The organism is Bacillota bacterium (assembly GCA_013178045.1).
Lineage (GTDB): Bacteria > Bacillota > Ch66 > Ch66 > Ch66 > Ch66.
The window spans coordinates 1-5,066 of record JABLXP010000049.1; the positions used below are offsets into that span (position 1 = coordinate 1).

Below are 5,066 nucleotides of genomic sequence, written 5' to 3' on the forward strand. Positions count from 1 at the left end.
CGTGGACCTTGGCCAGTTGTTCGGTCACCAGGCAGGCTTCCACGAAACCCATGCCATTTCCACCGTACTGTTCTTCGATACAGAACCCAAAGAAGCCAAGTTCCGCCATCTTGTCGTGGATTTCTTTCCGGAAATAATGATTCTTTTCATCTTCCTCCACATGAGGAGCGATCTCGTTCTCGGCAAATCGTTTGGCCATATCCTGGATCATCCGTTGGTCTTCCGTCAATCCAAAATTCATCTGATAACACCTCCTGAAAATATAAGAATAACAGCACTTGCTAACCACTTGCCGGCCGGAACTTGTACCCGTAGCGGATAACGCCTTCCTCGGTATAGATCTTCCGCGTTACCATTTCCACAGGTTTGCCAATTTCTAAGTCTTCCCGCTTGGCATCAACCATCTGGGCAATCACTTTAGGCCCCTCAGCGAGTTCCACCACCGCCACGGGGTAACTTCCCCGCACTACTGCTTCTTCAGCAAACTCCGGCGGTGCTCCGCCTCCGCTGATAATGGTATAACTATAAATCGTCCCTTTACCCGACAGTTGAACCAGCTCAAATTCGTTCGAGTCACCGCAGGCAATACAAACCCCTTTGGGCGGAAAGTTAATTATCCCGCATTTTTTACATTTTTGTGCTTCCAGTCGGTACCTGGCCCCCACCGACCGCTGGTAATTAGGAATTGAGATATGGGCCCCCATTGTTGTTCACCTCTCTAAACTAATACTCTTTTAATTTTCAAATATCTGAAGTAGTCGATATATTGCTTGCGGTTCAAAGCTGGCTCCACGACCGGCCGCGGATAATTATTGATCGCCTCGGTTACGCGCCAGCTCGTGGCGGTAGCAGATAAACCATGACCGTAAGCCACCACCATAATCCTCTGACCTGGTAACGCAGCATCCAGAGCTCCCGCAAAACCCAGGAAAGGAGAAGCAGCACCCGCGTCACCGACATAAGTCGCCAGCAGGCCGGCCTTCAACTGCTCTTCGCTAAAACCAGCCTTTCTGGCTAGACCGGCCGGCGTCCGGGCATCCTTCTGGGGTAAAACCAGGTGCGCGTAGTCGGCCGGCGTTAATCTAAGAACGCCCAGCAACCGCTTGATACATTCGCTGATGGCAGTTGTGTATGCGGTGTTGGTGTAGTTGGCCACGCCAATGTCGACTAAATACCGTTCTCCATAAGGTCGGAACCGATCGCCGATCAGTTCGGTTGTAAAACTGGCCTGCCCTTCAAACTCGGCAATTACTTCATCTTTACCACAGAGGAATACCGCAGCGCCGGCTCCGAACGGGTGCTCATAGTTATTCTTTACCTCCGCCAGAGGAGAGTCGCTGACCACGCCCAGGCCGTAATTCAACCCGAAAGCCTCCACGTTAACCAGGGCCGATAACACTGCCTCCATGCCGGCGCGCTGGGAAGTGCCATGTTCCGTAACCACCAGGTCCTTCCGCAGGCCAATCATTTCGGCCACTGTGCCAGCCGCGACTTTTTGATCATACGGGAAGGTGGTTGACCCCAGGGAGAGAGCATCTATTTTTGCTGGATTTATTTGTTTGGCCCCTAAAACCTTGCGGATCGCCTCGGCTCCCATGGTCAGCACGTCTTCATCAAAATCCATCACGGTCTTTTCTTTAACCCCGCCAGCCGAAAACGAACCCCAGGCCTTTTTATATTCGTCACCACTGATGCGTAAGTAAGGTAGATATACGGCGTAACCGCAAATGCCTACTTTCATTCTTTTTACCCCCTCCAATAAATGTGCACCGCTACCGCGCCACCTGATCCGCCAACATTATGGGAAATGGCAAATTCAACGTCGGGGAGCTGGCGAACCGGGTTCTGAGCAGTCCCACGCATTTGATTGAAGATTTCGTAGGCCTGGGAAATTCCCGTGGCTCCAAGTGGATGGCCTTTAGCCTTTAGTCCACCACTGACATTAACCGGTATTCGACCAGTGCGTAAGGTCGCCCCTTCTTCAAGAAGTCGTCCGGCCTGTCCCTCTTCGCAGAAGCCCAGGTCAGCGTAAGACAAAATCTCAGCAATGGTAAAACAGTCGTGAACCTCCGCCATATCGATATCCTGTGGGCCGATCCCGGCCTGGGCATACGCTTGCTGGGCTGCCCGCCGCGCAGCGGCAAGTCCACAGAAGGTTGGGCGGTCATGGATCGCCAATTGGTCCCCGCCAACCGCGGAGCCAATGATGTAGACCGGTCTGTCCGTAAACTCCCTGGCAATTTTCGGGTTTACGACCATGACGATAGCTGCTCCGTCTGTAGTAGAAGAACAATCCCAGATATTAAAGGGATAAGCTACCGGCACACCCTTTAAAGCGGTTTCCATATCCAGCGGATTGCGGAACTGGGCCTTGGGATTATCCATGGCATTGTTATGATTCTTAATTGCTGCCATTAACAGGTGCTCATGTTTTAAGCCATACTCGTGCATATAGCGATTGGCCATGATCGCATAAATGCCTGCAAAAGTTGAGCCAGCCAAGCGTTCAAACTCAGTATCGCCGGAAACACCCAGCCAGTACTTCCGCTTGGTCGAGGAAACATCATTCATCTTTTCGTAGCCCGCGGCCAGTACCACATCATACTTACCAGCGGCGATCGCGTTCACCGCTGAATACAGCGCAAATCCGCCTGAACCGCAGGCATTCTCCACGTGAGTCGTCGGAACATGGGACAGGCCGACAAAACCCATCAGCAAGGGACCAGACTGACCCAACTGAAAACCGCTGCCGCAACTTAAACTGCCGATAAATGCTGCCTCGATCCGTTTGGGATCAAATCCCCGGTCCACGCTGTTTTTCATTTCCTGGTAAGCTTCGCTAAATATCTCCTTAATGCTTTTGGTCGGAAAATCACCAAACTTGGTCATCCCCGCCCCAACGATCGCTGCAATCGGTTCCATAATTTTTCACCTCACTCGCGCTATTTCCCCTGATACCGGGGATTCCGTTTTTCTAAAAAAGCGTTAAGACCTTCCAGACGGTCTTCAGTACCAAAAATCACCGTCTGCCCAAGGATCTCAATGTTAATAGCCGTCCGCAGATCTACTTCCGTCCCCAGGCGCATCATTCGCTTCACCATTCTGACCGCTACCGGTCCTTTTTTCATGATCGTTTGGGCAATCTCTCGCACCGTACTCATTAATTCCCCCGCGGGAACAACCCGGTTTACCAGGCCGATCCGCCAGGCCTCCTGGGCATCAATAATCTCCCCGGTCAGGATTAATTCCTTCGCCTTAGCCAGCCCTACGAGCCTGGGCAACCGTTGGGTCCCGCCCGCCCCGGGCATAATGCCCAGATTCAGCTCTGGCTGCCCAAACTTAGCATTTTCACTGGCAATTCTTAAATCACAGGCCATGGCCAGTTCACATCCCCCGCCGAGACAAAAGCCGTTAACTGCCGCGATAACTGGCTTATCCAATTCTTCAATGTCCATCAGTACCCGGTGGTACTCACCTGCCAAAGTCTCCAGCATACTTCGTTCGCGCAAGGCTTTAACATCCGCCCCGGCAACAAAAGCCTTATCCCCCGCACCGGTAATCACCAACACCTGCACTGTTTCATCTTGGCCCAGTTCACCAACAGCTTGTTTGATCTCCGCCCACGCTTCCCTGTTCAGGGCGTTCCGCTGTTCGGGCCGGTTGATGGTAATCAGCCCGATCCCATCCTGTTTCGATACCAGAAGGTATTGGTAAGACACGGTATTCACCTCCTTTAAAAGCTTATTCATCATAAGGTTAGGTTAAAGGTTTAAATCTGTTCTGACCTTCTTCTCGCCGGACGTGTAATCATACCACCCCTTACCCGTCTTCTTGCCCAGATCGCCAGCAGCAACCAGTTTTTTCAACGACAGGGCAGGGGCCCATTTCGGATCTTTAAAGTTATCGTACAGGGTCTGGAATACAGCCAGGCCGATGTCCAGACCAACATTATCCTGCAGTTCAAAGGGCCCCATCGGGTGATTCAAGCCAAATTTCAAGGCTTTGTCAATATCCTCGATGCTGGCCACACCCTCTTCCAGACACCGGTAGACTTCACTCCGCAGTGCAGCGTTGACCCTGTTCACCAGGAAGCCTGGCGAGTCTTTAACCATGACCCCCACCTTGCCCAATTTTTCGACCACGTCTCGGATGACAGCCGCCGTTTCCTCAGAGGTTTTCAATCCTTTGATGATCTCTACCAGCTTCATGACTGGCACCGGGCTAAAGAAGTGCATACCAATAAACTTATCCGCCCGCTTAATGGCCGCCGCCAGTTCGGTAATTGGGATAGAGGAAGTGTTCGAAGCCAGGATGGTCTGTGGCGGACAAATTTCGTCTAATTTCTTGAATAATTCTTTCTTGGCCCCCGCATCTTCAATGATTGCTTCAATAACCAGATCAGCTTCGGCAGCCGGTTTTAAATCAGTGGCCAGTTTGACCCGACCTAGTGTAGACTGCATTTCTTCAGCAGACAGTTTGCCTTTTTCCACCTGCTTGGTCAGATCCTTTTCAATTCGGGCGTATCCTTTCTTCACCAAATCTTCAGTGAGATCCTGGAGCGCTACCTCGTAACCAGCCCGGGCAGCTACCTCCGCGATACCAGCACCCATTAGACCGGCACCTACCACGAAAATACGTTTGACTTCCATCACGAATCCCTCCTTAACAAGTCAGTAGGTTTTGTTTTGCCTCGGTGTACGACCGTTTCATTTTTCGGTAGTACTCACCAAACATCTCTGGCTTGGCTTGTTTACTGCTTCCCAAGATGACCCCCATCGGATCAAAGGTCCGCATCACCTTGACCTGCTCCTCGGTTGGCGGCTCGACTTCCATCAGTTGTGGAGCTACCTTCAGGTCCCATTCCACCTGCTCCCGGATCTGATCCACAGTCACTCCTGGGTAAAGGGCAGCCAGGTACATCTCTTTGGTTTCCTCATCAAACTTGAATTATGCAAAGTAATTGCTTATGTCAAGTCGAGTGCAAAAATAATTGAAAAAGCTCAATTCATGATAGAAATACTATCCATAATCCTTCAAGATGAAAGTGATGCTGAAGCATCCATCAT

At 51.3% G+C, this 5,066-nt stretch carries 7 protein-coding genes; all 7 read right to left on the minus strand.

The features are described from left to right. On the minus strand, positions 1-241 hold a 241-nt coding region (locus HPY81_11495; GenBank protein NPV28022.1), incomplete at its 3' end, for an acyl-CoA dehydrogenase family protein. Between the two features lie 40 nt (positions 242-281). Beyond that, the gene (locus HPY81_11500) at positions 282-704 is read right to left on the minus strand and encodes a Zn-ribbon domain-containing OB-fold protein (GenBank protein ID NPV28023.1); all 423 of its coding nucleotides are present in this window, start codon (positions 702-704) and stop codon (positions 282-284) included. 14 nt (positions 705-718) lie between these two features. Beyond that, positions 719-1,741, minus strand: a complete 1,023-nt coding sequence (locus HPY81_11505) for a hydroxymethylglutaryl-CoA synthase (protein NPV28024.1) — start codon at positions 1,739-1,741, stop codon at positions 719-721. A 5-nt stretch (positions 1,742-1,746) separates the two neighbouring features. Beyond that, positions 1,747-2,922, minus strand: a complete 1,176-nt coding sequence (locus HPY81_11510) for a thiolase domain-containing protein (protein NPV28025.1) — start codon at positions 2,920-2,922, stop codon at positions 1,747-1,749. Between the two features lie 20 nt (positions 2,923-2,942). Continuing rightward, the gene (locus tag HPY81_11515; protein ID NPV28026.1) at positions 2,943-3,719 is read right to left on the minus strand and encodes an enoyl-CoA hydratase/isomerase family protein; all 777 of its coding nucleotides are present in this window, start codon (positions 3,717-3,719) and stop codon (positions 2,943-2,945) included. 42 nt (positions 3,720-3,761) lie between these two features. After that, positions 3,762-4,649 carry a 3-hydroxybutyryl-CoA dehydrogenase gene (locus tag HPY81_11520; protein ID NPV28027.1) on the minus strand — a complete coding sequence of 296 codons (888 nt, stop codon included), beginning with the start codon at positions 4,647-4,649 and terminating at the stop codon, positions 3,762-3,764. A gap of 13 nt (positions 4,650-4,662) precedes the next feature. Then, a complete protein-coding gene (locus tag HPY81_11525) occupies positions 4,663-4,920 on the minus strand; it encodes a hypothetical protein (protein ID NPV28028.1) in 258 nt (85 codons plus the stop codon). Positions 4,921-5,066 lie beyond the last annotated feature (146 nt).

What these genes read in the sequence shown, in the direction of transcription:
- HPY81_11510 (NPV28025.1), bottom strand. Translation starts at nt 2,922, where the DNA reads ATGGAACCGATTGCAGCGATCGTTGGGGCGGGGATGACCAAGTTTGGT.
- HPY81_11500 (NPV28023.1), bottom strand. Translation starts at nt 704, where the DNA reads ATGGGGGCCCATATCTCAATTCCTAATTACCAGCGGTCGGTGGGGGCC.
- HPY81_11505 (NPV28024.1), bottom strand. Translation starts at nt 1,741, where the DNA reads ATGAAAGTAGGCATTTGCGGTTACGCCGTATATCTACCTTACTTACGC.
- HPY81_11520 (NPV28027.1), bottom strand. Translation starts at nt 4,649, where the DNA reads ATGGAAGTCAAACGTATTTTCGTGGTAGGTGCCGGTCTAATGGGTGCT.
- HPY81_11525 (NPV28028.1), bottom strand. Translation starts at nt 4,920, where the DNA reads ATGTACCTGGCTGCCCTTTACCCAGGAGTGACTGTGGATCAGATCCGG.